The following is a 1,263-nucleotide window of genomic DNA, read 5'->3' as shown; positions in this document are numbered from 1 at the left end:
CGCCACGTCGATGGCGCTCGGCGCGGCCGCCTTCGGCAAGGCCGGCGATGCGCACGCTGCCGCTCCCGCGACGGTGTCGGAGGATGCACCGGCCGCAACCTCTGCACCGGACGCCGCAGGCACCGCGCGGTTCGACAATGCCGCGGTGTCTGACACGGCCACGCCGTCTGCGCAGCGCGCCGGCAGCGTGTCCCGCCTTGACGGAACTTATGTGCTGGAGGTCATCGTCAATGGCGAGTCGACCGGCCGGATCGCGCCGTTTTTGCGTCGGAAGGGGCGATGGTTCGTGCGAGCAGGCGATCTGCGCCTGCTCGGCTTGACCTCGCCCCAACTGCCACCACGCGACGCGACCGACGTCGCGCTCGATTCGCTCGACGGCGTGCGTGCGACGTACGACGCCGCACACCAGACGCTCGCCCTGCAAGTCGGCGACGCGTGGCTCACGCCCTATGCGTTAGGCCGTGCGCCCCCAGTCTTCATGGCCGCGACGTCCGGCACGGGCGTGCTGATCAATTACGACGGGTATGTGCAGCGGGACCGGTTCACGCGGGCGTCCGTCTGGAGCGAAGTTCGCGGCTTCTGGCCCGGCGGCACCGTGCGTCAGACAGGGCTGGCGGAGCACTCCGCCTGGCGCCACGGCTATCGGCGCTACGACACATGGTGGCAGCACGATGACCCGGCCCGATTGACGACCTGGGTGGCGGGTGATCTCATCACCGGCTCGCTCGCGTGGACGCGCTCGCTGCGCATTGCCGGCCTGCAATGGCGGCGCAACTTCAGCCTGCGTCCGGACCTCGTCACCTTCCCGATACCGACGCTGCACGGCAGCGCTGTGGTGCCGTCGTCGGTCGACGTCTATCTCGATGGTGTGCGCCGCATGAGCGGACACGTGCCGCCCGGACCGTTCGTCATTCAGGATGCCCCCGGTCTGACCGGCGACCTGCAGGCGAGTGTCGTGACGCGCGACGCGCTCGGACGCGAGCGGGTCACCACCGTCCCGCTCTACATCGACCCTCGGCGGCTGGCCAGCGGCTTGTCGAGCTTTTCAGTGGAAGCGGGCCTGCCGCGCGACGATTACGGCGTGCGCTCATTCTCGTATCGACGCCACCCTGTGGCGTCGGTGACCGCGCGCTATGGCGCGACCGACGCCGTCACGGTGGAAGCGCAGGCACAAGCCGGCCGCCGACTCGCGCTGGGCGGCGCAGGCGCCCTGATGGCGCTCGGCCAGATGGGCGTCGTCAGCGCGTCGGCCGCGATCTCGGG

At 70.3% G+C, this 1,263-nt stretch carries 1 protein-coding gene; it reads left to right on the top strand.

Annotation, left to right across the window (positions count from 1 at the left end; translation table 11 throughout):
* The coding region (locus A985_RS24045; protein ID WP_017232018.1) for a fimbria/pilus outer membrane usher protein at positions 1-1,263 on the top strand (1,263 nt) is incomplete at both ends.

It is taken from the genome of Pandoraea sp. B-6 (assembly GCF_000282835.1).
In the GTDB taxonomy this organism is placed as follows: domain Bacteria; phylum Pseudomonadota; class Gammaproteobacteria; order Burkholderiales; family Burkholderiaceae; genus Pandoraea; species Pandoraea cepalis.
This window is presented reverse-complemented; position numbering and strand designations above follow the sequence as displayed.